The following is a 26,113-nucleotide window of genomic DNA, read 5'->3' as shown; positions in this document are numbered from 1 at the left end:
CTGGCCGGACGCCTGCAGCAGATTTCCCGATGCCGAACCCAAAGAGTGACCTGAATGAAACCCACGCTCTCGCCGCCGCGACTGGAAACCGAACGGCTCATTCTCACGGGTCATACGCTCGATGATTTCGAACCGCTTGCCGGCATGTGGAGCGACCCTCTGGTCGTGAAGCATATTTTCGGCAATGTCGTATCCACCTCCAGGGAGTCATGGATGCGGATGCTGTCCTATCACGGCCTCTGGCCGCTGCTGGGACATGGCTACTGGGCAATCCGTGAGAAATCGTCAGGCCGATATGCAGGCGATCTCGGTTTTGCCGATTTTCATCGGGTGATGGAGCCGCCGATCAAGGGTATTCCCGAGGCCGGCTGGGCTTTGGCGGCATGGGCGCACGGCAAGGGCTTTGCCACGGAGGCGCTTGCCGCCGCCCTCGCCTGGCTCGACGAGCAGCCGCGGTTCGAGCGCAGCGTCTGTCTGATTTCGCCCGATAACAGGGCCTCGATCCGAGTCGCCGAAAAAGTCGGCTATGGCGATCCGATGCCAATGCGCCTCAATGACAAGCAGACGCTGTTGTTTTCCCGAGCCCGTCAGGGGCCGAAGGAATAAGGCGAGCAGCTTTAGCCGTACACCCGATCGTCCGGCTCAAAACGCCAGCGACTGCTGCACCGGCTTCGGCGGTGCCAGCTGGACGCCTTCCAACTCCAGCATGCGAGCCTTGGAGTTGGAGCCGCCCGGCGCGGAAAAGCCGCCGATCTTGCCGCCCGCAGCCAGAACGCGATGGCAGGGGATGATCAGCGCCACCGGGTTCTTGGCCATGGCTTGCCCGACATCGCGCGCGGCTTCCGGCCCTGCGCCAAGCTGCTTGGCCAAACTTCCATAGGTTGTCGTGTGACCCCAGCCGACCTGCCGGGCGGCGGCGTAGATCTGCGTGAAAAAAGCGTCCTGATCGCCGAGGTCGAGCGTGACATCGGAAAAGTCGATCTTCTCACCGGCAAAATAGCGCTTCACCTTGGCGACCACTCCCGCAATCTCCGGCGTCGGCGTGCCGGGCTGCGCATTCGACAGGCGCCGGCGCAGCAGGCGTTCGGTTGCCGCCGCATCCTTCGTCGGCAATTGAAAGCGCAGCACGCCGACATCATTCCAGGCGATGCCGCAAAAGCCGCCGGCGGTTTCGAAGATCAGGTAATTCTGCCTTGTCTCATTCATGACGAAAGCTCCTGTGTTTCCACTTGTCATGAAAATCGTCCTCGGAGGCGTCGAATTCAACCCGATTCTTGCGAAGATCGGCAATTGCCACTGTTTTAGCGACAGCGGGGTGGCTTCAAGGCGATTGCGAGCTGAAGGATCAATATCCACCGCCAGTCGGAGGCGCGTTCAGCGTCATGCCGCCGCCGGAATTATGATCGCCCGACGTGGAGCAAGCGGAAATGCCGAGCCCGATGACGGCGAGAAATAAGGCTGAAAAGATGGCTCTGGTAAACATGGACGGTCATTCCCTGTTGGAGAGAATGGAGAATAAGCCTCGCTTGGAATGAACAGATCAGGCCTGCATTTTATTCGATCCGCATTTTTAACGTGAGGATTGCAGAATTTTGGAATTGCGATTCCGCCATATGTTCTTGTTTTGTTCTTGAAATCGTAGCCATCGAGTCATATGCTTTCGAGATCGGAAAACAAAAGGAGGCAAAGCCAAGCCAGCTTTGAATGAAGCCATGCAACACATGGATCAGTTGTCATTTGATCTCGGCAAACCGCCAATTAATCGCAAGGGCAAAAGCCCGCCAAAGCGCCGGCAAGCTCTCTACTTTGCGGCATTGCCGGACCCGGAAATCGCTAAATTGACTGCTGAAATGACCGTCGACCAAAGTCGTCGAAACGGGTTGACGCGCATAGCGAGAAAGCATGATCTCTACCATGCTACCATCTATGCCATCGATATTGTCTCCCGCTCACAAGAGGAAGCCACCTTCGCTGCATTGGAGGCCGGGTCAACCATCTGCCTAAAATCGTTTCCCTTGATATTCGATCGGGCGGGCACATTCGGCAACGGCAACAATCGTCAATATGTACTCTGGTGCAGGGAAGGAAATGAGGGGCTAACGACACTTCGTCGGGAATTGGATGCTGCCATGCAAAGCATGGGCTTTGAAAGCCGCATATCCAGCTCGTTCCAACCCCATATGACGCTGTTCTATTGCGACCGCATTCTTCCCGAAGTGAGGTTAGACAAGCCCGTCGCCTGGACAGTGAAAACGTTCACGCTGGTCAACAGCTTCCAGGGCGCCGGCGAACACGGCCATGTCTGGCACTGGCCATTGTTCTAAATCTGGCGCTTACGGTTTTGGAACAGGTTCAACGGTTGCCGAAGACGCCATCACCGCAGCCACCGCATCATCGACACTGAAGCTGCAGCGGTGCTCGACGTCGGCAACACCGGCGGCCGTCATCAGATCGCGGACGCGGTCATGCACGCGGGCAAACTGGACACGCAGACCCCTGCGCTGCATGGCGCTGTCGAATTCCATGAGGGCGTCCATCGCCGTACTGTCGATATCGGAGCTTTCCTCCAGGCTGAGGATAACCGCCCGCAAACCGGTTTCACCGCCGGTGCCCGACAGGATCTCGCCGAAGATCGTATCGGCGTTGCCGAAAAACAGGGTCTCACCGGGGCGCCAGATGGCAATGCCCGGTATCTCCGAGGCATCGTCATGCCTGCCGATATCGACGAAGTCATGGCTGTCGTCCAGCCGGCCTAGGCGCGCGATATAAGGCGAGGCCAGGCGATGCATCATGGCGGCGAGCGAAAGGGCGATCGCCAGCAGCATGCCGTTGAGGACGCCGAAGGCCAGCACGCCGACGGCCGCGCCCAGCGCCACGTAGAAATCGCGATGCAGGCGGCGCAGGCGCAGGATCGGACTGGGGTCGAGCGCATGCGTCAGGGCCGCGATCACGACGGCGGCCAGCACCGGCTCAGGCAGAAGCGCAACGAGCGGCCCGGCACAGGCAATCAGGATCGCAAGACCGATCGCGGCAAAGACGGTGGTCGCCCGCGTCTTCGCCCCGGCCGCCTCGCTGGCAAAACCGGCGGAAAAGCCCGCACCAACCGGCATGCCCTGGACAACGGCGCTGGCGATGTTGGCGGCGCCGAGCGCACGAAGCTCACGGTTGACTTCCAGCGTCTCGCCGTAGCGCAGCGCCAAGGCTCGCATCGTGCCCCAGGATTCGGCAAAGAGGATGAGGACGAGCGGCACGGTGAACTGCACCAGACGCGAATAGGCGGCCCAGCCAGCATCCGGCAGCGACGGCCATTGCGGCAGGATCTCGATAGGGCCGACCAGCTTGACGCCGTAGCCCTCAAGGCCAAAGAGGTGGGAGGCGAGGATACCGGCGGCGAGCACGAGGAAGGCGCCGGGAACGCCCGGCAGCCGTTTCAGCAGCAGCAATGCCGCCAGCGCAACAACGCCGACGGCAAGGCTGAGTGGATTCCATTGCAGGATCGCGCCGAAGAGTGCTGCGGCATAGGTGAGAATGTTCGAACCTTGCACGGGCACGCCGACCATGATCGGCAGCTGATGCAGGATGATGGTGATCGCCAGCCCGAGCGCGAAGCCGCGCAGGACCGGCCGCGAGATGAAACCGGTGATGCCGCCGAGGCGCAAGGTGCCGGCAACGGCGAACAGAATGCCGGCAAGCGCCACGGCAACCGTGGCAAGGCCCGCCTTGATCGTGGCATCGCCCGGCACCACCGCCAAGGTGGCGGCAAGAATGGCAGCCGACGAGGATGTGGGGGAGACGATGGCAAAGCGGCTGCGGCCGAATATGGCATAGACCAGGCATCCGGCAATGCCGGCCAGAATGGCCCGATGCGGCGGCAAGCCGGCAATGCCCGCATAAGCAACCGCTTCAGGCAGCATCAGGCCTGCAACCGATATGCCCGCGACGAGATCCACCCTGCCCATCACGAACCAACTGCCCAGCTTCGTCATCGATCACCGACCGTAGGTATGACCCACCTATCTAATGGATAGAGATTCGCCGCCGGCCTGCAATAGGAAAATGCAGTCTAAACCTGGCCTTAGCCGGCTGTCTCCGCACCGCCACGTAACGGGCAGCTTCGGCCGATGATGTCGCTGACGAAATCCATTACTGCGCGAATGGCCGGCGAACGGCGCAGATCAGGATAGGTCACGAGCCAGAGGTCCCGCGTCGGTGAGGGAACCGCGACCGGCAGGCGCGTCAGCCCCGCTTCGCTATCACCCAGAAAGGCTGGAAGCGCCACGACGCCGAGGCCGGCGCGGGCCGCCTCGAGCTGGCCGAAGACATCGGTGGCGCGAAACACGATCGGGCGGCCATCCAGCAGACTTCGAAGCCAGGTCTGCTGCGTCAGATGCTCCATCGCCGCATCGTAACCGATGAAAACCCACTCCTCCTCGGGTCTTTGTGCGACGGCCGGGATGGCGTAGAGGCCGAAGCGCATGACTCCGATACGGCGGACCAGGAGATCGCTCTCCTCCGGCCGCGTCATGCGCACGGCGATATCAGCCTCTCCGTAGTTGAGCGCGGCGCGGCGGGTGACGCCGGCAATCGTCAAGGTGATGTCCGGATGCTCTTCACGAAAGAGGGCCGATTTCGGCGCGAGAAGATGGGCGGCGATGGACGGCGGCGCGCTGACCTTGACCGCAGCGGAGAGCCCGGCAACGGCGCTCTTCGAATAGCGCCTGATCGCTTCGACATTCTCCTCCATTCCCGTCACCAGTTCGGCAATGGCGCGGCCATCGGCCGTCAGCGGCGAGGTGCGCGGCCGCCGATCGATCAGGCGCAGATCGAGCGAACGCTCCAACGCGGCAATACGGCGACCAACCGTTGCATGATCCACCCCAAGCTCCCGCGCCGCAGCGGAAAGCGAACCGGTTCGTGCCAGGGCGGCGAAATGAAGAAGGTCCTGCCAGTCGATCATCGGTGCATTATTGCACAGATGCGGTGAGTTCATACCGAATTTATTCAGGCCGATGTTTGTGGTCAAAGATCTCCCGAAAGGAGACTTCCGCATGCCCCTAGCGATTGCCATTACCGGCCCCGGCGGCCCCGAAGCCATGAAAGCCGTCGATCTCCCCGTCACCGAACCAGGCCCCGGCCAGGCTCGGATCCGCCAAAGCATCTCAGGCGTGAATTTCGTCGATATCTATGTCCGGTCCGGGCTCTATCCGCTGCCGCCCGGCCAGAGCGTGCTCGGTTTCGAGGGCGCGGGCGTCGTCGAGGCGCTAGGCCCCGGCGTCAGCGACCTGAAGGTGGGCGACCACATCGCTTATATTGGCCATCCGCTCGGCAGCTATGCCGAGGTGCGCACGCTTTCGGCAACGCGGCTGGTGAAATTGCCCGATGGCGTCAGCGAGCGGGTTGCCGGCAGCACGATGCTGCGCGGCCTGACGGCGCAAATGGTGCTGCAGAAGGCCTATCCCGTGAAAGCCGGCGAATGGGTGCTGGTCCACGCCGGAGCGGGCGGTCTCGGCCAGCTCGTCACGCGCCTTGCCAAGCGACTTGGCGCGAATGTCATCGCAACGGTCGGCTCCGAAGCCAAGGCCGGCTTCGCCTACGAAGCAGGCGCCGATGTGGTTCTCCTGCACACATCAGAGGATTGGGTTGAGGAAACTCGCCGCATCGCCGATCGCCGCGGCGTGCATCTCGCCGTCGACGGCATCGGCGGCACCATGCTGTCGCAGACGCTTGCCGCCGTCCGTCCTTTCGGAATGGTCGCAAGCCTCGGCCAGGCGGCCGGCCCCATTCCGCCGATCCAGATAGAGGAGCTGACGGCGCCCAGAGCCATTGGCCTATCTCGCCCGAGCGTATTGACCTATGCCAACGATCCCGAGCTCTACCGCCAGGGCACAACCGCGCTGATGGCGGCGCTGCAGGACGGGCTCATCAACCCGATCGGCGCCGAATACGAGCTGAAGGATGCGGCAAGAGCCCATGCCGATCTCGAGGCGGGGCGAACGACGGCGAGTGTCGTCTTGACGATGTGAAGCCTTTCAAGCGGGGCCTGCAAACCGGCCCCGCTTACGCAATGCTTGGCTTCGGCTCGCACGCACAATCAATTCATCCCGTCAATCGCTTTTGCTGCAAGGCAGCAATTCGTTGACCGCGGCTGCTTTTGCCTGATACCGGTGATCCGTGGCGATGCATGGCCCTCCGGCCGCCACCGTCATGGCTATCCGATACCAAACCCGTTCCTTCGTGGCAAACAGCATGGACATCGTCATCGATGTCCGCAGGCGATATCCCGTGAACACTGCCTCCGAGACCATCCGGTCCACCTCCACCCTATCCCTCCTCTCGATCGTCGCGCTGACATTCTTCGGCTATGCCGCCATCGGTCTTCCGCTTGCGGTTCTGCCCACCTATGTCGACAGCGGCCTCGGTTTCGGCGTCGTCTGGGCCGGCATCGCCGTCAGTACGCAATATGTCGCGACCATCGTCAGCCGGGCGCAGGTCGGACGGCTCTGCGATCAATATGGACCGCGCCGCTCGGTCTTTCTCGGGTTCCTCGCTTATGGGCTTTCCGGCGCACTGACGATCGCCTCTACGTTTACTGTCCATGTTCCGACGGCGAGCCTTGCCCTTCTGCTGGCCGGCCGGCTGGCGCTCGGCATCGGCGAAAGCTGGGTGAGCACCGCGGCGATCACCTGGGCGATCGGCCTGATGGGATCGCGCGAAACAGTCCGCATCATCTCCTGGAACGGCATCGCCACCTATGGCGGCATTGCACTCGCAGCTCCGTTCGGCGCCTGGCTACAGGGGCAATACGGCTTCTTCGCCATCGGTGCCGTCACCATCATCCTTGCGGTTGCCGGGTTCTTGCTGGCGCAGACCCGCCCACCCGTTCCTGGCGTGAAGGAAAAGGGCATCGGCACCGGCCAAGTCTTGAGCCGTGTGGCGCCATACGGCGTCGCGCTTGCGCTCGCCTCCAGCGGCTTTGGCGTCGTCATGGCCTTCGTCGCGCTGTTTTTCCATAGCCGCAACTGGGACGGCGCCTCGTTCGCCCTTAGTGCTTTCGGCATCGCCTTCATGGGCGTGCGCCTGGGCCTTGCGCAGGCAGTCGCCCGCTTCGGCGGTCTGCCGCTGGTGCGCATCTCGCTTGTCATCGAGATCATCGGCTTGGCGGCGCTTGCCCTTGCGCCCTCCCCAACCGTTGCCATCATCGGCGCGGCTCTCGCCGGCGCCGGCTTCGCGCCCGTCTTTCCAGCGCTCGGCAACGAGGCCATGGAACGTATCCCACCACAGAACCGCGGCGTCGCGCTCGGGCTCTATTCGATCTTCCTCGACGTGTCGCTTGGGAGCACCGGCCCGATCGCCGGCCTGTTCGCCGATCATCTCGGCTATGCCGCCCCCTTCTCCTTCGGGGTCGGCGCGGTCCTGCTCAGCCTGATCCTGAGTTCCTGCCTGCGCAGAAATCGCAATCTCTGACGCCATTTTCGCCGCTCGTCCCAATGCTTATTCCCGTGCGTAACGACAAATGGTTGCGGCTTGCGGTCGAGGCTTGGTATGCGTCTCTCATTATAATGATAATGCGCAGGAGGACCGCCCATGAACGTTACCGAAATTGTCATCGAAGGCGACACTCCAGGAATTGCCTGGCGCCTGCCGGTTCTGCATTTTGCCGGCAGCAAGACCGATGCGCCGAAAACCTACATTCAGGCGGCATTGCATGCCGGGGAGCTGCCCGGCACGGCGCTGGTTCATTTCCTCTGTGAGCGGCTTCGGAAAGCGGAAGCCGAAGGCGCCATTCTAAGCGATATCATCGTCGTGCCGCATGCCAATCCGATCGGCGCGGCCCAATCGCATTTCGGCGAGATGCAGGGCCGCTTCGACCTGGGCTCGCGCACCAATTTCAACCGCGACTTCCCGCTGATTTCGCTGCGCGACCGCGATCTCCTCATCGAGAATCTGGAACGCTATCCCGCTGTCGACCGGCTGAAGCGCCAGCTGATCCACATGGCGCTGGGTGCCGATCTGGTGATCGATCTGCATTGCGACGATGAATCCCTGCAATATGCCTATATTGACGAGGCCTTCTGGCCGGAGGCGGCAGACCTTGCAACCGCCTTGAAAACGGATGCCGTGCTGCTGTCGGATGGCGAAAGCTCGGCCTTCGAAGAGGCGGTCAGTTTCGCGTGGAAATATGAAGTACCCGGTGAAAAGAAGGTGAAACTGCCGGGCAAGCTTTCGGTGACGGTCGAGTTGCGCGGCACCCGCGATGTCTATCCCGAGATGGCAAAGGAAGATGCCGCAGGGCTCTGGCGCTTCCTGGCCGCGCGCGGCGCAGTGCAGGACGAAAGCGTGACGCTCGCCGGGTTCGATGGCCCGGCCGTGCCGCTCGACAATGTCGAGATGATCCGTGCACCACAAGCCGGCACCGTGCTTTTCCATCGCAATATCGGCGAGCGGGTCGAAGAGGGTGACCTGCTGGCGACCATCATCACCAAGCCCGGCATGCCGGACGGGACTATCGATGTCCGCGCGCCACAGGCAGGCCTGATCGTGACCCGTGTTTCGGACCGGCTGGTGCGTCGGCGCGGCGATCTGATGAAGATCGGCTCGGACAGACCAAGCTCCGTCACCCGCAAGCCGGGAACACTCGAGGATTGATTTCCTTTAGCGACGATCGATCACTTTGCAGCGCACGGTGAAGGCGATCGCCGCTGATTCCCGCAGAAGTGCACCCAAATAGCGAATGTGACACCGCGCGCCAGCAAGGAACGCACGTACCATATTCGTTAGCCGGGCAAACATTGAACGATTTTCCATCACGATCATGCCTCCGATCGAGTTGATGCAGGCAATGTTCAGATCACCGAAGGCAGCAACTATCTTCCTTCGAAATATATGTATGCAGTCTGCATATATATGATGAAAATGTCAATGCCCCGATCCCAGGCCTATGTCATGAAGGCAATCGGGCAACGATCCTGGTCGCAAACGCCTTGATCACAAACGCGGCAGACCACATCCTGGTCATCGCCGAGATCGACCAAGGCCGGAAGCAGCTTTTCGACCAAGCGGCCGAACTCGGCCGTCTCCTCCGGACTGAGAACGCCAAAAGCCCGATGAATGACGGCCCGGCGGGCGGAGAGGCATCTATCAAAGAGCAGGTGGCCTTTTTCTGTCAGTTCCAGCGCGCGGGCTCGCTTGTCTCCCTCGACGCCGCCGCCCCGCAGTACGAGGCCGGACGCCACCAGCTGATCGACCAGGCGCACCGTGGCGGAATGGGAGAGCGCGATCATCCGCCGCAGGCTCTCGATCGTCAGACCCGGCTCGGTGCCGATTTGAACGATTGCGGCCGTCGCGCTTGGGCCAAGGCCGGTTTCATCGGCAAAAGCCTTCTCCATCTTGTCCACCAGAGCAAGGCTCGTGGCGCCAAAGAGGTTTTCCAGCCGCAATATTTCCCTGTCCGTCGCCATGCTTCCAACCCGCACCATAAATATGCATGCTGCATATTTATGCGATTATCGCTGGCAACTGCAACGGGCGAGAGAACCGCTTCCCCATCCGAGCGGCTTTCATCCGCCTTTATCCGCATGCTATGCGCTATCAGACAGCAAAAGACGGATTCGCCATGACGATCACCATTTACGGCATCAAGAACTGCGACACGATGAAGAAGGCCCGGACTTGGCTCGAAAGCCATGGCATTGCCTATGATTTCCACGACTACAAGGCCGCCGGCATCGACAGGGATCATCTGGAGCGCTGGACGAAGGAAGCCGGTTGGGAAGTCGTCCTCAACCGCGCCGGCACGACATTCAAGGCCCTGCCGGAAGCAGATCGCACCGATCTTTCGAAGGACAAGGCCATTCAGTTGATGATGGCGCAGCCCTCGATGATCAAGCGTCCAGTGCTGGAGGTTGACGGCAAATTGCTCATCGGCTTCAAGCCGGATGTTTATGCGGCCGCATTCGGCAAGGCATAATCAGCCGCCACATCCTTGAATTTGATAGCGTATATGCTATCAAATTCCCATGAAGGTTGTCATTGACACTAACATTTTCGTTTCTGCGATCATGAACGCTGATGGCGCGCCGCGACAGGTCATCCGCCTCTGTCTTGAAGAACGCCTGGTTCCGCTGATCAGCAACGCTTTGTTTGTCGAATACGAAGATGTTTGCGGAAGAGATGTTCTTTTCGATGATCGGTTCATCTCAAAAGAAGAGCGCATCACGCTGCTCGATGCGTTCCTTTCAAGCTGCGTGTGGACTCCCATATATTACTTATGGCGTCCAAACTTGCGCGACGAAGGAGACAATCATTTGGTTGAACTCGCGGTTGGTGGCGGCGCTTCAGCGCTGATAACAGCAAACAAGAAAGATTTCGCTCAAGCGGAATTGCTATTTCCGCAGTTGGAAATTCATACAGCAGGTGAATTCCTTATTCGAAGGAAGCTTTGACATGAGCACGCTGACAATTCGCCTTCCAAACGATCAGCACGAACGGCTGAAGGCTCTTGCGGCATCTCGCGGCACGAGTCTCAACAAGCTTTTCGAAGAACTGACCACAAAAGCACTTACAGAGTTCGATGCCGAGACACGGTTTCGGCTCAGGGCAGCCAAAGGTGACAAAGCTCGCGGTTTAGACATTCTCGAAAAGCTCGATCGTGCTCATTCCCAACGCACTTAAAACCGGACGCCGGGAAATATTGCCTCATGTCGAAAACCACCCGCGCCACGCAAGTGCTGGCCCAGGCGAAAGTCGCCTTCACCGTGCATGCCTATGACTACGATCCGAATGCGGAGCGTGTCGGCCTGCAGGCGGCGGAGGCGCTGGGCGAGGAGCCACATCGCGTGCTGAAGACGCTGATGGCGGAGGTGGACGGCAAGCCTGTCTGCGCCGTCGTGCCCTCGGATCACGAAGTCAGCATGAAGAAGCTCGCCGCGGCCTTCGGCGGCAAGTCGGCGGCCATGATGAAGCCCGCCGATGCCGAGCGTCTGACGGGCTATCATGTCGGCGGCATCAGCCCCTTCGGCCAGAAGAAGCTTGTGCCGACGGCCATAGAGGCGCAGGCTATGACCGAAGCCTACGTCTATATCAACGGCGGCCAGCGCGGGCTGCAGGTGCGTCTCAGTCCGCAGGATGCATTGGCTGCTCTGAAGGCCAAAGCTGCGCCGCTGATCGCCTGACGATCTCCCAAGGTCGGACAAAGCGCCTTCAATTTTGCCGCAAACCGGTCTAAGTCTTCAGACCATTCTTTCGATATCAGCCAAGCAGGTTCTGCCATGACATCAGCCTCCCCCCACCAATATCCCGTCGATCACGCCAAGCTGGAAAAGCTTGCGGAAGTAGCCGTAAGGGTCGGGTTGCAGCTGCAGGCAGGTCAGGAGCTGCTGATGACGGCGCCGGTGGCGGCGATGCCGCTGGTGCGGCTGATCACGCGTGAGGCCTACAAGGCCGGCGCTGGTCTCGTCTCCACCTTCTATTCGGACGAAGAGACGACGCTTGCCCGTTACGAATACGGCCAGGATGCAAGCTTCGACCGCGCAGCGACATGGCTTTACGAGGGCATGGCCAAGGCTTTCTCCAACAATACGGCCCGCCTCGCCATCGCCGGCGACAATCCGATGCTGCTTTCCAACCAGGACCCGAACAAGGTGGCACGCGCAAACCGCGCCAATTCGGCCGCCTACAAGCCGGCGCTGGAAAAGATCTCGAATTTCGACACCAACTGGAACATCGTCTCCTATCCGAACGTCTCCTGGGCGAAGCTGGTCTTCCCGAATGATCCGGAAGCGATCGCAGTCGCCAAGCTCGCCAAGGCGATCTTCTCGGCCTCGCGTGTCGACGTCGAAGATCCGATCGCGGCATGGGCGGAGCACAATGCCAATCTGCACAAGCGTTCGGCATGGATGAACGGCCAGCGCTTTTCCGCCCTGCATTTCCAGGGACCGGGCACGGATCTGACCGTCGGCCTGGCGGATGGCCATGAATGGCACGGCGGCGCTTCCACCGCCAAGAACGGCATCACCTGCAACCCGAATATCCCGACGGAAGAGGTCTTCACCACGCCGCATGCGCTGCGCGTCGAAGGCCATGTTTCCTCCACCAAGCCGCTGTCGCATCAGGGCACGCTCATCGACAATATCCAGGTGCGCTTCGAAGGCGGCCGGATCATCGAAGCCAAGGCGACGCGTGGCGAGGAAGTGCTGAACAAGGTGCTCGACACCGACGAAGGCGCCCGCCGGCTCGGCGAAGTGGCGCTGGTGCCGCATTCCTCGCCGATTTCAGCGAGCGGCATCCTGTTCTACAACACGCTCTTCGACGAAAATGCCTCCTGCCACATCGCGCTCGGCCAGTGCTATTCCAAGTGCTTCATCGACGGCGCCAAGCTCAGCCCTGAACAGATCAAGGCACAGGGCGGCAATTCCAGCCTTATCCATATCGATTGGATGATCGGCTCCGACAAGGTCGATATTGATGGCATCAATGCGGATGGCTCGCGCGTGCCCGTCATGCGCAAGGGCGAGTGGGCCTGACGAGGTCCCGACACTCTGAATGCAATCGTGCCGCGGTATCCCTGCCGCGGCATCTTTTTTGGCTGGAAACGTGGATCAGATCGCGGCCAGCGCCTTCCTGATACGGGCGAGATGCGTCTTGCGTGCGGCTTCGCTCACGCGGTCCATGTCGTGCAGGGCCAGTATACGGAAATTCAGCCGCTTGGCACAGAAGGCGGCAATGCCCCGCTTCAATAGGCGCCGCACCGGATTGCCCATGTAGAGATGCACGATCCACCAAGGCGAGCCGGTCGTCGTCAGCGCCCAGAACAGGCGGATATTGGTGAGCTTCGGCACGATGCGCCCGCCGGCGGGATCATGGGTGAAGGCAACGCCGGGCGCAAAGGCGCGATCGAAGAAGCCCTTGAGGATCGCCGGAAAATTGAACCACCATTGTGGAAATACGAGGATCAGCCCCTCGGCCGCTCTCAGCCGCGCGACGATGGCATCGACGCCGGTGGTATCATAGGGCTGGTCGAAATAACCGCGCCGCTCGGCTTCGGACAGACGCGGATCGAAGCCCTCGCGATAGAGATCGAGCAGATCGACCTCGTGCCCGCCGGCAGCAAGCGTCTCCTGCGCAGCCTTCGCCACGGCGGCGGCGAAGCTGTCCTCCAGCGGATGGGCCAGCACCAGCAGGATGCGCATCAGAAGAGGCTTCCCTGTTTCGGCGGAACAGCGGGCTCGGTCGGCTTGGGCGCCCGCTTCTTCGCAGGCGGAGCGCCTGATGCTGATGAAGATAGCGGCGGGGAGGCATCATCGCCGGTAACCGCCGCGATGCGACCATCCGCGAATTCGATCGAGATGGCTGCACCCGTCGAAAGGGCCGCCGCCAGCGAGACCGGACGGTCATCTTCGTCACGCACGACGGCATAGCCGCGCTTCAGGACATTCTTGTAGGAGAGCGACTGCAGGATCCGCTCCTGCGCCGTAAGCTCGCTGCGCGCTCGGGTCAGCTGATGGCGGATAGCGGTATCGGCGTGGCGAACGAGATTGCCGAGGCGGTCGCGAGCCCTGCCCGTCTGCGCTTCGAGACGCGATGGCAACGTGGCGAAGACGGCATCGGCCCGTTCGATACGGGCACGCGAACGGTCGAGCATGCGCTCGATGGTCCGCTCCGCGCGGGTCATTCGTTCGCTCAATTGCTGGCGGCGCTCAGCGATCCGGTTCGACAGGATATCGGGGCGGAGGTGCGAGGCCGTGCGCTCGAAAGAGCGGCGCTTGTTCAGCGTGTTCAACTCCAATCCGCGGCCAAGGCCGGCGGCGGCCTCATCGAAGCGCCGGCGCGGCAGGGCCAGGATCTGGTCGAGCGATGGCAGGGCGCGCAACAGCGCGCGGACGGCCTGCCGTCGCTGGTCCATCTGTCTCGTCATTCCGCCCTGCAGCCGGGCGGCAAGGCTGGCAAGCTGCGCGTCCAGCTCGGCTTTGACCGGAACGGCCATTTCGGCAGCCCCCGTCGGCGTCGGAGCGCGCACGTCGGCGGCGTAGTCGATCAGCGTCCAATCGGTCTCGTGGCCGACGGCGGAGATCAGCGGGATATCGCTGGCGGCGGCGGCGCGCACCACAGCCTCGTCGTTGAAGCTCCAGAGATCCTCGAGACTGCCGCCCCCGCGCGCAACGATCAGCACGTCAGGACGCGGGATCGGGCCACCGGGCGCAAACTCGTTGAAGCCGCGAATGGCGTTCGCCACCTCGTCGCCCGAGCCATCCCCCTGCACCTTCACCGGCCAGACCAGCACATGCACGGGGAAGCGATCGGAGATGCGATGCAGAATATCGCGAATGACCGCGCCCGTCGGCGAGGTGACGACGCCGATCACCTTGGGCAGGAAGGGCAACCTGCGCTTGCGCGCGGGATCGAAGAGGCCTTCGGCGCCCAGCTTGCGCTTGCGCTCTTCCAAAAGCGCCATCAGTGCGCCCGCACCGGCCGGCTCCAATGTCTCGATGACGATCTGGTATTTCGACGAGCCCGGGAAGGTCGTCACCTTGCCGGTCGCAATGACTTCCATCCCCTCCTCGGGGCGGAATTTGAGCTTGGAAAATGTGCCTTTCCAGATCACGGCATCGATGCGCGCCCGGTCATCCTTCAGGGAGAAATAGGCGTGCCCAGAGGAATGCGGGCCGCGATAGCCGGAGATTTCTCCACGCACGCGCACCTGGTCGAACGCATTCTCGACTGTGCGTTTGATCGATCCGGATAGTTCCGAGACGGAGTATTCCGTCAGGTTCGAAGGCGAATCATTCTCAAAAAAGCTGCTCATGTCCTCCTTCTACCCGATGTCGCGGTAAATGCGGAGCCTGCTGCGTACTGCTTAAGTCTGAATCGATCGAAAGACAGGATTGTGCGCATACTTGAGGTGTTGCCGCCGCCTTTGCGTGTCCCATAAAGGTCGCGGAGCCTATCGCTTCATCAAGCGTTAACCTTACTGGCAAAGGCTTTCTTAGCCATCCATGCGTAAACCTGTGCAAACTGGTTCTTGGTAAAGAGGATATGGAGCGATGATATTCGCGACCGCCACGATCATCGGAATAGCCGCCGGCCTGCAGCGCTCGACGATCGGCGCGCTGCTCGGCGTGGCACTGGTGAGCATCGCCTTCATGGTCGCCGTCGCCACATCGATCGTTCCGCCGCCGCTGACGACGCTGTTCATCGCACTCGGCGGCTACAATCTCGGCTTCATCGGCTATCTCGTCACCATCGACATGGTGGAACATCGCCGCGCCTGAAGCGCGTGGCTATTTCTCAATTTCACTCAGCTCTGCGGCTTGACGCGAAAGAACTTAACGTCGGAATTGGCTGGTGCCGGAATGGGTTCCAGATAGGTCGGCACATCACCTGCGCTTAGCTGGGCATAGAGGCCCTTGGGAGCACGCTCACTCACAAGCTCCACCTGCGGATCACCCTTGCAGAAGGCAACGATCGTTACCTTTGCGTTGCGCAGAAGCGCTTCCGCCTGCTGTGGCTCCGCCAGTCCGATATGTAGTTCGGTCAGCATTCCGTCGGGATCGCGATGATAGGGGCCGGAGAGGGTGCGATGAGGCGTGAAGCGCAGAAGCGGCGCGCCCATATTGGAGGCGGCGGCAATCACACCGGGCTCGAGATGGGCAATCGGCGCCAGCGCTTCCTTCGAGGCGCAGTTGGCGGTCTCCTCCGCTTTGGTGGGTTGAGTGACGGTAAAACCATGGACGCCCCCCTTGCCTGCCAAGGCGCCGCCAACGGCCCAGACCGCCGGAACCGAAGCCAACACCGCCATCACATAAAGCAGCGCCGAACGCAGGCTTCTTGTGTCGGCCATGTAGTTTTGTCGCAATTCTGCAAGCAGAAGGACGAGCGGCGGAATGGCGAGCAGATTGGCGAATTCGGCTCCCCGCACCTGTACCAGCGTAATCACCCAGTTGATGGCGACCAGAGCCATCAGCACCACGTGCAGAGCCGATCGGTCGCCTCGCAAGATGCGGAATGCACACACGAGTATCGCCAGGAAGCCCGTCGCATAGAAGACGCCGAGCGTATCCGGCTCAATGCGGGCCATCGAAAAGATCGATTGCGCTTCGGTCACCCTGCTGAGCCAGAGATCCACCAGCATCGGGTCCAGATCGGCAAGCGGATTGCGCAGGCATTGCGGCGCCAGCGCGATGGCGGTGGCAAACACGAACGCGCCGTTGGCGAGCAAAACCGCGATGCGCCATGGCCGGGGCAGACGGCTGGCAAAGAGCGCCGACAGGAGGAGCCCCACGCAGCCGGCACTGGTGATGGCATAGAAGCCAAGCGAGAGATTGTCGCAGGTAATCGTCGAATAGAGGCGCGGCGACACCAGCGAGAAAAAGGCGGCGCTGACGGCAATCGTCAGCGTCAAAGCAAAGGCCTTGGCAGCAGGAGCGAAGTCTTCGCCCTTCCAAGCCCACAGGCAGGCGACCGACATGCAGGCGACTGCGACGAAGGGTGTGGTTTCCGCACCGATGCCGAGCTGGATCGCAAGAGCGATGGCGGCGATGGCGAAGTTGCGTGGCCGATAGCTCTCATCGGTGAGCATGGCGACCGTGAGGGCGACAAGGCCGAGCTGGACATTGTCGTGATCGATGGAGCCCGGCACGAAGCGCGGCGAGATGAGCACGGACAGCGAGGTCAGGATCAGCGAGAAATGCATGCCTTCCACGCCGGCGATGCGGCGGCCTGCAAGGCCCATGAAGAACATCAGCGGCAGGATCAGCACAAGCGGCCAGACGGTCAGCGCCGCCGCTTCGGCTCCTTCCGGAGAGAAGAACATCCGGAAGAAGAGGATCAGGCTTGCAATCGGCAGGTCGATGAAGCGCGACCAGTGCATCAGTGTCCCGCCTTCGAGGCCGAGACGATATTGCATCATGTCGAACCAGCCCTGACCGGCGAGGAAATCCCGCACTTCGACAAGGCGCATCGCATCGTCGTTGTCGGGACCGACGTAGTCCGTGAGGTGACGATGAACGACGAGCTGCGCGATGATGACGACGACGGCATAGATGAGCGCAACCAGGGCAGGATGGGACCAGTGCCGTGGCACCGCCTTCCCTGCCGCTCCGGCTGCTTCGGGCGGCATTGCCAAGCTCTGCGCCATCTCGATGAACCCCATGCTGGAATTATAGTCGAGGCGATACGCTAGCGGCTGCACATCAAAAAACAGTAAAGCGCCGGTGAGCCGCCGAATTCATCACGATAATGTTTTTCGCAGAGCTGGGATGCCGCCATTTTTATTACGCAACCATAGGGTCTTATTAACAGCCAGCGGGATAAGCTCTCGTCCGGATCGTCCATCAGGCCTCAACTTGACTTTACGCGTAGGAACAACCGGCCAAGACCATGTGGAATGAGAAGCTGAGCATCGCTGTTCTTCTGCCCTGCTATAACGAGGCCGCGACGATCGGCGACGTCGTGCGCGGTTTCCGCAAGGCGCTGCCGCAGGCGACGGTCTACGTCTACGACAACAATTCGACCGATGGCACCGCATTGCATGCGATGCTCGCAGGCGCGACCGTCGTGCGCGAGCGCCGCCAGGGCAAGGGACATGTGGTGCGGCGCATGTTCGCCGATATCGAGGCCGACATCTATGTCATGGCCGATGGCGACGGCACCTATGCGCCCGAGGACGCCGAAGAGCTGATCCGCACGCTGCTGACGGAAGGCTCCGATATGGTCGTCGGTACCCGTCGCAACGTTCAGAGCGATGCCGGGCGTCAAGGCCATGCCTTCGGCAACCGCATCTTCAACTGGCTCTATCGCAGCATTTTCGGTGCCGACTTCACCGATATTTTCTCCGGCTACCGCGCCTTCTCGCGCCGCTTTATCAAGAGTTTCCCGGCCGTGTCGGGCGGTTTCGAGATCGAGACCGAAATGTCTGTCCATGCCTCGCGGCTGAAGCTGCCCGTCAGCGAACTGGAGCTCGACTACGGCCGGCGGCCGGAAGGCTCGCATTCGAAGCTTTCCACCTTCCGCGACGGCTGGAAAATCCTCTGGATGTTCGCGATGCTGATGAAGGAAACGCGGCCATTCGCCTTCTTCGGCATCCTGAGCGCCGTTGCCATGGAGCTCAGCATCGGCTTCTCCATACCGGTCTTCATCGAGTATTTCGATACCGGACAGGTATTGCGCGTGCCGACCTGGATACTCTCCATGGTACTGACAATGATCGCCTTCATGCTGTTCACGGCCGGTCTGATCCTCGATTCGGTCGCCCGCGCCCGCGCCGAGCAGCTGCGCATCCACTATATGAGCCTCGCCAAGCCCGCCGCGCGTGAAAACGGCGACGACCGGACGGTCTATATGGCGGAGCTTGAAAAACCGGCAAGCCGGAAGAAAAGGGCCAAGGCTGCATGAAGAAGCTCTTTCGCTTCCTGATCGCCGGCAGCGTCGGCTTCATCGTCGACGCCGGCGTGCTGCATCTGCTGCTGTGGTTCACGCCCTTCGGCCCCTTCGTCGGCCGTGCCATTTCGATCCCGAGTGCGCTGCTTGCCACCTGGTTTATCAACCGCAACTTCACCTTCGGCCGGTCCGACCGGTCGCTGGCAGCCGAAGGCTTCCGCTATGGTTCGGTCGGCCTGACCTCGGCACTCTTGAACTATGCCCTGTTCAGCTCGTTGCTGATGGCAGAGCCGGCGCTGCGGCCGATCATCGCCCTGACGCTGGCATCGGCGGCGGCAACGGCGTTCAGCTTCTTCGGCTATTCACGCTTCGTCTTCCGCCACCGGCAAAATTCCTGAAGCAATTCCAGGAAAAGTGCGCAGCGGTTTTCCGTGCGGAATTGCGTCAGAAAATGAGGACCGCCCTCAGATCGGCTCCCAGCCATCCTTCTCGCTGGCGCGGTAGATGGCGTCGATGACCTTCTGGTTGAGCTTCGAACTTTCCAGTGACACGACCTCTGCGCCTTGACCAAGCGCAGCAGAAGCGAAGGCCTCCGCCTCGCGCCTGTACTGGCGGCTGTCTGGGAAACGGAAAATCTGCGATTCCGAATGGCCGCGATTGGTCAGCTCCAGCTCTTCCGCGCCGTAACGATCGGCATTGAAGGGTGATTTCACCTCGATGAAGCCCTCGGTCCCGTGGAAGACCATGACCTGCCGGTTGGCCATCTGCGTCGAGATATAGAAGGTCAGTTCGAAATCGCCGAAGTCTGCCTTGACGCTGGAGTAGATGTCAGTGCCGAATTCAGGGTCGCGCTCCGTCACCGCCTGGATGCGCAGCGGTTCGCGGCCGGTGACGAAACGGGTGCTGATCGTCGGATAGACGCCGATATCCGGCAGGCCACCGCCGCCAAGCGCGGGGATATTGCGCATGTTGCCGGCATCGCGGTTGAAATAGGTGAAGGCGCCCTGGATGTGACGCAGCCGGCCGATGGCGCCGTCCGCCAGCAGCGAGCGAACCTTCCGCCAGACCGGCGCATAGGTGACCATATAGGCTTCCGTCACCAGAACCTTGTTGCGATCACGCGCGGCGATCAGGCTGTCGATCTCATCCGCCTTGAGGGCGATCGGCTTTTCGCACAGCACATGCTTGCCGGCATCGGCAGCCTTGACCGTCCATTCGACATGTTGCGAAGTCGGCAGGGGAATATAGACGGCATCGATCGTGTCGGAGGCGAGCATCTCTTCATAGGAACCGAAAGCATGCGGCACGGAGAAGCGGTCTGCCATCTGCCGGGCGCGGGCGAGATCACGGCTGGCGATGGCCGTCACAACGCAGTTTTCCGCGTCCTGAATGGCGGGGACGACCAGATCGCGGCCGATTTTGGCCGTCGATAGAATTCCGAAACGCAGCATGATCTCTCTCCTGAAGCATTGTCCCGAAGCAGACGGCCGCATGGCGATGATCGCAACACGGCCTTTCCGGCGGGATCCTTTGTGAACACGGTGGGGTAAAGCGGAACGGGGCATTCCGCTCTGGACGAAATCGACGCCAATCTTATTCGGCCCTTGCCAAAGGCGCAACGCCCGAGGCGGCCCGCAGGCACGAACCCAAGGGCATAAGGACCATCAGGCTGTGTCCGTATTTGTCCCTTTTCTGTCTGCCAGATGGCTTTCGAAGCTTTCAAGCGACGCCTAATCTCGGCTATCCTTCAAGCACAGGAGATACGAAAATGTCCCATGCGGATACCGCACTGCTCGTCATCGATGTCCAGGAATCCTTTCGCCAGCGTCCCTACTGGAGAACGGACGACCTGCCGGTCTTTACCGACCGCCTGCAGGCGCTGATCAATGGCGCCAAGGCGAAAGGCATTCCCATCGTCCAGATTTTCCATGTCGAGGATAACGACGCGCATTTCAGCCTGAACAGCGGCTATGTGCGCAAGCTCGATGAGATCTCGCTCGAGGCCGATGCCGTCTTCCACAAACGCCGCCATTCGGCACTCGTCGGCTCCGGCCTCGATGTCTGGCTGGTGGCAAACGGCATCCGCAAGGTGATCGTCTCGGGTATCCGTACCGAGCAGTGCTGCGAGACGACGACCCGGCACGCCTCCGATCTCGGCTATGAGGTCGACTATGTCACCGAGGCGACGCTGACCTTTCCGATGACGCATGCCTCGGGCACGGTCTTCAGCGCCGACGATATCAAGAAGCGCAGCGAGCTGGTGCTATCGGGCCGTTTCGCCCGTATCGCAACGGTCGAAGAGGCGCTCGCCGATGCAACGATCCGGAATGCCGCATGACCCAAAGCGACCGGCACCTCCATCGGCGGATCATTCCCGTCTACGTCCTCCTGCCGCCCTATACGCTGCTGATGGACGTAGCCGGACCGGTGGAGGTGCTGCGCCGTGCCAATATCGAACAGGACGACGTCCTGTTCGACTATCAATTCATCGCTGCCCAGCCATCGCAGACGACTTCGGTCGGGCTGACGCTTGCCGATCTCAAACCATTGCCGGATCACATTCCCGATGGCGCCTATGTCATCCTGTCCGGCAGCGTCACGCCGCCCGACGATGCCGAGGATATAGAGCCGGAACTCGCCACGCTCGCGACCTGGCTGAACGGGGCGATCCGTCCGGGCATCACCCTCGTCACCATCTGCTCCGGAGCCGTGCTCGCCGCCCGCGCCGGGCTGATGGACGGCTATGCCTGCACCACACATGCCGCCTGTCTCGACGAAGTCAGGGAATTTGCTCCGACGGCCAGGGTTCTCGACAACCGGCTCTACGTCGAAGACCGCGATCGCTATTCGAGCGCCGGCATCACCACAGGCACCGACCTGATGCTGCACCTCGCCTCCAAGCTGACTTCACCGATGACCGCTCTGACCATTGCCCGGCACATGGTCGTCTATATGCGCAGGACCGGCGCCGAGCCGCAGCTTTCGCCCTGGCTCAGCGGCCGCAACCATGTTCACCCTGCCATCCATCGCGTTCAGGATGCGATCATGGCCGATCCGGCCCATGGCTGGTCGCTTGCCGAGCTTACCGGCATCGGCGCAATGAGTGCACGACATATTTCGCGGCTGTTCCAGGAGCATGCCGGCCTGTCGGTGACGGCCTATGTCAATCTGATGCGCGTGACGCTGGCGCGCGACGTGCTTGCCAATTCGCGGCTGGATATGGAGCGCGTGGCGGAAAAATCCGGCTTCGCCTCGCCGCGGCATATGCGGCGCGTCTGGTCGAAATACAACGCGCTGCCGCCCAGCCACTATCGGCGCTCAACGGCGGAATAAAGAAATTGTGTGTGGTCTTCGCCGCGAAAGGCCGATAGCCTGCCTTGTCCCTTCCTCCGGCGTCCGCTCGCCGGTCTATCTTTCAAATGACCTGGAGAAATAGCATGGACACGCGCAAGCTTGGACGAACCGATCTGTTTGTCGCCCCAATCGTTTTCGGCGGCAACGTGTTCGGCTGGACGGCCGATGAGAAAACCTCCTATGCACTGCTCGACGCCTTCTTCGACGCCGGCTTCAACACGATCGACACGGCCGACGTCTATTCCCGCTGGGTTCCGGGCAATAAGGGCGGCGATTCCGAAGAGATTATCGGCAAGTGGCTGAAGCAGGGCCGCGTTTCGCGCGACAAGGCCATCATCATCACCAAGGTCGGATCGGAGATGGGGCCAGGCAAGAAGGGCCTCAAGGCCGGCTATATCATCGAGGCGGCCGAGGCTTCGCTGAAGCGGCTGCAGACCGATCACATCGACCTTTATCTCTCGCACTGGCCGGACCCCGAGACGCCGCATGAGGAGTCGCTCGCCGCCTATGCCAAGCTGAAGGAACAGGGCAAGATCCGCCATGTCGGCTGCTCGAACCTTGATGCAACGCAGCTCCAGGCTTCGCTCAGTGCTGCTGCAAAGGCCGGCCTGCCGCGCTACGACGTGCTGCAGCCCGAATATAATCTCTACGCTCGTGACAGTTTCGAAGGACCGCTGGCGGATCTCTGCCTCAAGGAAGAGATCGGCGTCATCACCTATTTCAGCCTTGCGGCCGGCTTCCTGACCGGCAAGTACCGCACCAAGGCGGATACGGAGGGACGGGCACGCGAGAATCGGGTTGCCGCCTATCTCGACGACAAGGGCCTGCGGATTCTCGCAGCGCTCGACAAGATCGCGGCTGAAACCGGCGCCAAGCCCGCCGAGATCGCGCTTGCCTGGCTCTTGCGCAAACGCGGCGTCACCGCTCCGATCGCCAGCGCCACTAGCCTCAGCCAGCTTGACGCGCTCATCAATTCGGCGAAGCTCTCGCTTTCCGATGATGCCATGCGCCTGCTCGACGAAGCCGGCAAGTAAACGGAGGCTGGCCGATGACCGTGACGATCCGAGACGCCAGACCCGACGACGAAGCGCGCTGGCGTGCGCTGTGGGACGGCTATCTGGCCTTCTACGGCGTCAGCGTCGCGCCAGACATCACCGATGCGACGTGGCGCCGGGTCTTCGATCCGGCGTCGGCGATCTTCATGCGCGTGGCCGAGGTCGATGGCGAAGTGAAGGGCTTTACCCTCAGCCTCACGCATGAGGGCACATGGGTGCGCGCGCCCGACTGCTATCTGGAAGACCTGTTCGTCGATGAAAGTGCCAGAGGCCACGGCGTCGGCCGGGCGCTGCTCGACGATCTCGTCGCGCTCTGCAAGAAAAACGGCTGGGCGCGGCTCTATTGGCACACGGAAGAAGGCAATACGACCGCCCGCAAGCTTTACGACAGCTATGTCGAGAGCGACGGGCATATTCGCTACCGCATCAGCTTCTAAGCTTCGGAAAGCCTTCGTAATGGGCGGAATGGTCGCCCTCCCAGTTGGCCATGCCCGGTTTGGTCAGCATGCCGCGCGGGCTGACAAAGCTCTGAATGGTCCGCTTGGGCCGCTCGTGCCACTGGATGTTGAAGGCCCAGAGCTTCGGGAAGAAGCAGAGCGATGCATAGGGTAGATGGTCGTGGATCCACCAGGCGAGCCTCTGCCAATCGCCCTCATGACTGTGATGATCGATCAGCCAAGGCACGACGATGCAGACGGCCGCGCCCATGCAGCCGTCGAGATCGCGCATATCCCAGATGTGATGCGCGGCGGTATGGGGATTGGTCGAGCAGTTCAACCCATTCCTGTTGCCGAAGGCATTGACCTCGGGTGAGCGATAGCCGGAACGGATATGTAGCCGGCCAAAGGTCGCCTCCAGCGGCTCCAGCAATTCCTCGCAGAGCCGGCGACCGGCCTCGATCGCGAGATCCGGATCCTCGGGAATGTTGGGAATACGATAGAAATCTGATATTTCCGAATGCAGGAAATCGCGAAAGAAGAAGTTCTTCGACAGCCTGACGCGGCCGAGATCCTCAAGCCCCTTCATCGATCCCGGTTTTCTCATCGCTGCTTTTCCCTTCTCAAATCATCATTCACTCGAGACGAGTTATGGCATTGCCGCCACCCGATTTCTGTCAGCAGTCGCTTCGTTCCCTTGCTTTGCGCGATTCCGGACGAAAAACCGCTGCGCACTTTTCCTGAAGTCGCTCTAAGGCCCGGTATATTTGAAGAAATCGATGAAGGCTCTGAGGGCCGGACGCATCTGGCGGCGGCTCGGATAATAGATGCAGAAGCCCGGATAGGGCGGGCACCAGTCTTCGAGCACGCGGATGAGCTTGCCTTCGGCCAGTTCCTGCTGCACGCGAATATCGAAGAGATAGGCAAGGCCGGCGCCATTGAGGGCAGCCAAAACGCCGAGCCGATCCTCGATCACGATCAGGGGACCGTCAACGGCAACGACCAGCTCGCGCCCATCCTTCTCGAACTCCCAGCGATAAATCGAGCCATCGGTAAATCGCCGCTTGATGCAGCGGTGATGGACGAGATCGCGCGGATGCAGCGGCTTCGGATGCTTCTCGAAATAGGCAGGCGACCCCGCAATGACTGTGCGTATATCCGGCGAGATCTTCACCGCGATCATGTCGCCTTCGATGCTTTCCGCCAGCCGGATGCCGGCATCATAGCCTTCCTTGACGATATTGCTGAAGCCGTCCTCGTTGGCGATTTCGAGCGTGATATCGGGATAGGTATTGAGGAAATCACCGATACGCGGGGCCATCAGCAGATCGGAAGCGAAGCGAGGGGCGGTGATGCGCAGCGTCCCCGCGGGACGGCCGCGGGTCGCAAGCGTGTCCTCCAGCGCGATATCGATTTCCTCCAGTGCCGGCCCCAGCCTTTGCAATAGCGCCTGCCCCTCCTCGGTCGGGAGCACGCTGCGCGTGGTGCGGGCAAGCAGCCGCACGCCGAGGCTTTCCTCAAGGCTGGAGACGGCGTGGCTAACCGCCGAAGGCGCGATCGACAATTCCTTGCCGGCAGCACGGAAGCTGCGATGGGCGGCGACGGCGGCAAAAACCGCAAGCTGAGAGAGTTGTGTTCTGTTCATTGATCTAAATTATAGAACAACCTGTAAGGATTTGCATGGATTTTCATTCATTGTCCGGAACCCTAACTTGAACTCGTAGGCAGCGGACACGAGCCCCTGTCGCTCCCATACGTCTCAAGAAGGAATACATCATGAAAACCCGCAGGCTAGGTAAGGATCTCACCGTTTCCGCCGTTGGGCTGGGCTGCATGGGCATGAGCTTTGCCTATGGCGCCACCGACGAGACCGAATCCGTCAAGACGCTTCATCGCGCAGTCGATCTCGGCGTCACCTTTTTCGACACCGCCGAGGTCTACGGCCCCTTCACCAATGAAGAGCTGCTCGGCCGCACGCTGAAGTCCGTGCGTGACCGCATTGTCATCGCCACCAAATTCGGTTTCAAGCTCGATCTCACGAAAAGTGGCCCGGCGGCGATGATCGGCGTCGACAGCCGGCCCGAGCATGTCAAGGAAGTCGCCGAAGCTTCCCTCAAGCGACTTGGCACGGATGTCATCGACCTCTTCTACCAGCATCGCGTCGACCCGAATGTGCCGATCGAAGATACGGTCGGCGCCATGGCGGAGCTTGTGAAAGAGGGCAAGGTGCGCACGCTCGGCCTATCCGAAGCCGGCTCTGCCACCATCCGCCGCGCCCATGCGGTACATCCGATCGCTGCAGTGCAGAGCGAATATTCGCTCTGGAGCCGCGATCCCGAGGAAGACGTGCTCGCCACCTGCCGCGAACTCGGCATCGGCTTCGTGCCCTACAGCCCGCTTGGCCGCGGCTTCCTGACCGGAGCGATCCACAAGACGGAGGATCTCGCCGACGACGATTTCCGCCGCTCGCTGCCACGCTTCCAGAGCGAGAATTTCGATGCCAACGCCGCCCTGGTCGCAAGGCTTCAAGCTCTTGCCGAAGAAAAGAACGTCACTGCGGCACAACTGGCGCTCGCATGGGTGCTGCATCAGGGCGACGATATCGTGCCGATCCCCGGTGCACGCAAGCTGCACCATCTTGAGCAGAACGCCGCGGCTGCCGATATCGTCCTCTCCGCGCAAGAGGTGAAGGAACTCGGCGATATCATCAAGCCCGAGATCGTCGTCGGAAAGCGGTATACAGATGCCGCGTTGGCGATGACGAATATATGACAAGCGAGCCGCTTCTGGCGCCTTCACAAAGACACTGGCCGTTGAGGCCAGTGTCATTTTGGAATTGAAAAGAAAAGTGAAGCGCAACCGACGCCTCTCCGAACATGCGAATCGCCTGATTTG

The 26,113-nt window shown here is 61.2% G+C and carries 29 protein-coding genes; 18 read left to right on the top strand and 11 right to left on the bottom strand.

The genetic code is table 11. The features are described 5' to 3' along the window. The first annotated feature begins 54 nt into the window (after positions 1-54). On the top strand, positions 55-606 hold the full coding sequence (locus tag FHT84_RS11240) for a GNAT family N-acetyltransferase (protein ID WP_169644159.1): 552 nt from the start codon (positions 55-57) through the stop codon (positions 604-606). Positions 607-642: 36 nt separating this feature from the next. Here FHT84_RS11240 and FHT84_RS11235 read toward each other — a convergent pair whose 3' ends face one another. Both FHT84_RS11235 and FHT84_RS11230 read right to left on the bottom strand, forming a co-directional pair. Beyond that, positions 643-1,206 carry a methylated-DNA--[protein]-cysteine S-methyltransferase gene (locus FHT84_RS11235; protein ID WP_183762295.1) on the bottom strand — a complete coding sequence of 188 codons (564 nt, stop codon included), beginning with the start codon at positions 1,204-1,206 and terminating at the stop codon, positions 643-645. 139 nt (positions 1,207-1,345) lie between these two features. Beyond that, the gene (locus FHT84_RS11230; protein WP_162737052.1) at positions 1,346-1,483 is read right to left on the bottom strand and encodes a hypothetical protein; all 138 of its coding nucleotides are present in this window, start codon (positions 1,481-1,483) and stop codon (positions 1,346-1,348) included. A 229-nt stretch (positions 1,484-1,712) separates the two neighbouring features. Here FHT84_RS11230 and FHT84_RS11225 point away from each other — a divergent pair, with 229 nt between their 5' ends. Then, complete coding sequence (locus tag FHT84_RS11225) at positions 1,713-2,324, top strand: 2'-5' RNA ligase family protein (RefSeq protein WP_112343564.1); 612 nt, start codon at positions 1,713-1,715, stop codon at positions 2,322-2,324. Positions 2,325-2,333: 9 nt separating this feature from the next. On the opposite strand, the gene FHT84_RS11220 is transcribed toward FHT84_RS11225, so the two are convergent. Together FHT84_RS11220 and FHT84_RS11215 are read right to left on the bottom strand one after the other, a co-directional pair. Further along, positions 2,334-3,986 (bottom strand): SulP family inorganic anion transporter, encoded by a 1,653-nt coding sequence (locus tag FHT84_RS11220; RefSeq protein WP_183762293.1) that lies wholly within the window; start codon positions 3,984-3,986, stop codon positions 2,334-2,336. Between the two features lie 89 nt (positions 3,987-4,075). Continuing rightward, positions 4,076-4,990, bottom strand: coding sequence for a LysR family transcriptional regulator (locus tag FHT84_RS11215; RefSeq protein WP_246698525.1), 915 nt, complete (start codon positions 4,988-4,990; stop codon positions 4,076-4,078). A 58-nt stretch (positions 4,991-5,048) separates the two neighbouring features. Between FHT84_RS11215 and FHT84_RS11210 the strand changes: the two genes are divergently transcribed. The 3 genes from FHT84_RS11210 to FHT84_RS11200 all read left to right on the top strand — a co-directional run bounded on the left by FHT84_RS11210 (position 5,049) and on the right by FHT84_RS11200 (position 8,646). After that, positions 5,049-6,023: a quinone oxidoreductase gene (locus FHT84_RS11210; protein WP_183762290.1), complete on the top strand. Its 975-nt coding sequence runs from the start codon at positions 5,049-5,051 to the stop codon at positions 6,021-6,023. Between the two features lie 259 nt (positions 6,024-6,282). Further along, positions 6,283-7,464 (top strand): MFS transporter, encoded by a 1,182-nt coding sequence (locus FHT84_RS11205; protein ID WP_112343827.1) that lies wholly within the window; start codon positions 6,283-6,285, stop codon positions 7,462-7,464. Positions 7,465-7,584: 120 nt separating this feature from the next. Continuing rightward, positions 7,585-8,646, top strand: a complete 1,062-nt coding sequence (locus tag FHT84_RS11200; RefSeq protein WP_183762287.1) for a succinylglutamate desuccinylase/aspartoacylase family protein — start codon at positions 7,585-7,587, stop codon at positions 8,644-8,646. A gap of 290 nt (positions 8,647-8,936) precedes the next feature. Here FHT84_RS11200 and FHT84_RS11195 read toward each other — a convergent pair whose 3' ends face one another. Next, positions 8,937-9,458: a MarR family transcriptional regulator gene (locus FHT84_RS11195; protein WP_183762284.1), complete on the bottom strand. Its 522-nt coding sequence runs from the start codon at positions 9,456-9,458 to the stop codon at positions 8,937-8,939. Positions 9,459-9,613: 155 nt separating this feature from the next. On the opposite strand from FHT84_RS11195, the gene FHT84_RS11190 reads away from it, so the two are divergent. The 5 genes from FHT84_RS11190 (at position 9,614) to FHT84_RS11170 (ending at position 12,521) form a co-directional block, all read left to right on the top strand. After that, positions 9,614-9,967 carry an ArsC family reductase gene (locus FHT84_RS11190; RefSeq protein WP_183762280.1) on the top strand — a complete coding sequence of 118 codons (354 nt, stop codon included), beginning with the start codon at positions 9,614-9,616 and terminating at the stop codon, positions 9,965-9,967. A gap of 49 nt (positions 9,968-10,016) precedes the next feature. Then, positions 10,017-10,442: a putative toxin-antitoxin system toxin component, PIN family gene (locus FHT84_RS11185; protein WP_183762277.1), complete on the top strand. Its 426-nt coding sequence runs from the start codon at positions 10,017-10,019 to the stop codon at positions 10,440-10,442. Between the two features lies 1 nt (position 10,443). Then, positions 10,444-10,671 carry a toxin-antitoxin system HicB family antitoxin gene (locus tag FHT84_RS11180; RefSeq protein WP_112343558.1) on the top strand — a complete coding sequence of 76 codons (228 nt, stop codon included), beginning with the start codon at positions 10,444-10,446 and terminating at the stop codon, positions 10,669-10,671. A gap of 26 nt (positions 10,672-10,697) precedes the next feature. After that, positions 10,698-11,171: a Cys-tRNA(Pro) deacylase gene (gene ybaK, locus FHT84_RS11175; RefSeq protein WP_112343557.1), complete on the top strand. Its 474-nt coding sequence runs from the start codon at positions 10,698-10,700 to the stop codon at positions 11,169-11,171. A gap of 96 nt (positions 11,172-11,267) precedes the next feature. Further along, positions 11,268-12,521 (top strand): aminopeptidase, encoded by a 1,254-nt coding sequence (locus FHT84_RS11170; protein ID WP_183762274.1) that lies wholly within the window; start codon positions 11,268-11,270, stop codon positions 12,519-12,521. Between the two features lie 75 nt (positions 12,522-12,596). On the opposite strand, the gene FHT84_RS11165 is transcribed toward FHT84_RS11170, so the two are convergent. Next, the gene (locus tag FHT84_RS11165; RefSeq protein WP_183762271.1) at positions 12,597-13,187 is read right to left on the bottom strand and encodes an NAD(P)H-dependent oxidoreductase; all 591 of its coding nucleotides are present in this window, start codon (positions 13,185-13,187) and stop codon (positions 12,597-12,599) included. Continuing rightward, complete coding sequence (gene xseA, locus FHT84_RS11160; RefSeq protein WP_112343554.1) at positions 13,187-14,800, bottom strand: exodeoxyribonuclease VII large subunit; 1,614 nt, start codon at positions 14,798-14,800, stop codon at positions 13,187-13,189. The genes FHT84_RS11165 and xseA overlap by 1 nt, the downstream gene beginning before the upstream one ends. A gap of 238 nt (positions 14,801-15,038) precedes the next feature. On the opposite strand from xseA, the gene FHT84_RS11155 reads away from it, so the two are divergent. Further along, the gene (locus tag FHT84_RS11155; RefSeq protein WP_112343553.1) at positions 15,039-15,266 is read left to right on the top strand and encodes a homogentisate export protein; all 228 of its coding nucleotides are present in this window, start codon (positions 15,039-15,041) and stop codon (positions 15,264-15,266) included. Between the two features lie 26 nt (positions 15,267-15,292). Here FHT84_RS11155 and FHT84_RS11150 read toward each other — a convergent pair whose 3' ends face one another. Next, positions 15,293-17,131: a hypothetical protein gene (locus FHT84_RS11150; RefSeq protein WP_183762268.1), complete on the bottom strand. Its 1,839-nt coding sequence runs from the start codon at positions 17,129-17,131 to the stop codon at positions 15,293-15,295. A 242-nt stretch (positions 17,132-17,373) separates the two neighbouring features. Between FHT84_RS11150 and FHT84_RS11145 the strand changes: the two genes are divergently transcribed. Further along, complete coding sequence (locus tag FHT84_RS11145; RefSeq protein WP_183762265.1) at positions 17,374-18,387, top strand: glycosyltransferase; 1,014 nt, start codon at positions 17,374-17,376, stop codon at positions 18,385-18,387. Continuing rightward, a complete protein-coding gene (locus FHT84_RS11140; protein ID WP_183762262.1) occupies positions 18,384-18,770 on the top strand; it encodes a GtrA family protein in 387 nt (128 codons plus the stop codon). Before FHT84_RS11145 ends, FHT84_RS11140 begins: the two co-directional genes overlap by 4 nt. Positions 18,771-18,836: 66 nt before the next feature. Here the strand turns inward: FHT84_RS11140 and FHT84_RS11135 are convergent, their stop codons facing one another. Further along, entirely contained in the window at positions 18,837-19,823 is a 987-nt protein-coding gene (locus FHT84_RS11135) for a Gfo/Idh/MocA family oxidoreductase (protein ID WP_183762260.1), read from the bottom strand. 317 nt (positions 19,824-20,140) lie between these two features. Between FHT84_RS11135 and FHT84_RS11130 the strand changes: the two genes are divergently transcribed. From FHT84_RS11130 to FHT84_RS11115, 4 genes are all read left to right on the top strand, one after another. Continuing rightward, positions 20,141-20,710, top strand: coding sequence for an isochorismatase family protein (locus FHT84_RS11130; RefSeq protein ID WP_112343549.1), 570 nt, complete (start codon positions 20,141-20,143; stop codon positions 20,708-20,710). Next, positions 20,707-21,705, top strand: coding sequence for a helix-turn-helix domain-containing protein (locus tag FHT84_RS11125; RefSeq protein ID WP_113251308.1), 999 nt, complete (start codon positions 20,707-20,709; stop codon positions 21,703-21,705). The genes FHT84_RS11130 and FHT84_RS11125 overlap by 4 nt, the downstream gene beginning before the upstream one ends. Positions 21,706-21,809: 104 nt before the next feature. Beyond that, positions 21,810-22,760 carry an aldo/keto reductase gene (locus FHT84_RS11120; RefSeq protein ID WP_112343547.1) on the top strand — a complete coding sequence of 317 codons (951 nt, stop codon included), beginning with the start codon at positions 21,810-21,812 and terminating at the stop codon, positions 22,758-22,760. A gap of 14 nt (positions 22,761-22,774) precedes the next feature. Next, the gene (locus FHT84_RS11115) at positions 22,775-23,218 is read left to right on the top strand and encodes a GNAT family N-acetyltransferase (protein WP_112343546.1); all 444 of its coding nucleotides are present in this window, start codon (positions 22,775-22,777) and stop codon (positions 23,216-23,218) included. Here the strand turns inward: FHT84_RS11115 and FHT84_RS11110 are convergent. Next, entirely contained in the window at positions 23,208-23,825 is a 618-nt protein-coding gene (locus FHT84_RS11110) for a hypothetical protein (RefSeq protein WP_113251306.1), read from the bottom strand. The two genes, FHT84_RS11115 and FHT84_RS11110, sit on opposite strands and share 11 nt — an antisense overlap. A gap of 144 nt (positions 23,826-23,969) precedes the next feature. Next, positions 23,970-24,863 carry a LysR family transcriptional regulator gene (locus FHT84_RS11105; RefSeq protein ID WP_095433686.1) on the bottom strand — a complete coding sequence of 298 codons (894 nt, stop codon included), beginning with the start codon at positions 24,861-24,863 and terminating at the stop codon, positions 23,970-23,972. Positions 24,864-24,994: 131 nt separating this feature from the next. Between FHT84_RS11105 and FHT84_RS11100 the strand changes: the two genes are divergently transcribed. Further along, complete coding sequence (locus FHT84_RS11100; protein WP_113251305.1) at positions 24,995-25,990, top strand: aldo/keto reductase; 996 nt, start codon at positions 24,995-24,997, stop codon at positions 25,988-25,990. The last annotated feature ends 123 nt before the right edge of the window (positions 25,991-26,113 follow it).

The organism is Rhizobium sp. BK289 (assembly GCF_014193575.1).
Taxonomy (GTDB): domain Bacteria; phylum Pseudomonadota; class Alphaproteobacteria; order Rhizobiales; family Rhizobiaceae; genus Rhizobium; species Rhizobium tropici_C.
The sequence above is the reverse complement of the archived record's forward strand: the minus strand, read 5'-3'. Positions and strand labels throughout refer to the sequence as shown.